This is a genomic window from Pseudoalteromonas sp. S3178, assembly GCF_005886985.1.
Classification (GTDB): domain Bacteria; phylum Pseudomonadota; class Gammaproteobacteria; order Enterobacterales; family Alteromonadaceae; genus Pseudoalteromonas; species Pseudoalteromonas carrageenovora.
The window spans coordinates 1-305 of record NZ_PNCW01000326.1; the positions used below are offsets into that span (position 1 = coordinate 1).

At 44.9% G+C, this 305-nt stretch carries 1 protein-coding gene; it reads right to left on the reverse strand.

The window, feature by feature from the left end:
• Nucleotides 1-69: 69 nt before the first annotated feature.
• A partial coding sequence (locus CWC11_RS21165) for a lipoate--protein ligase family protein (protein ID WP_502704818.1) occupies nucleotides 70-305 on the reverse strand: 236 nt, incomplete at its 5' end.

Genomic DNA, 305 nt, shown 5'->3' on the forward strand with positions numbered 1-305 from the left:
TCTGCGTAATTTTACCATCGCAGTCCACACCTATCTTAACTGCAGTATTACCTACATCGATCAGTAATCTCACACACTATCCTTACGCAGTGATATTTCACCGCCATAGTAACTTTTTAACTCACCATCTTGACGTAGTACAATGCCACCTTGTATGTCAATTCCTTCACACACACCACGCCATGTTCGCATACCCGTTGATAACGTCACCATGTCATTGCCAAATGCATTCACGTTATTCCACTGCTCAACCATGGTCGCTAACCCTGACACTTGGTATACCGCGAGCCGTTGCGCCAAACTAT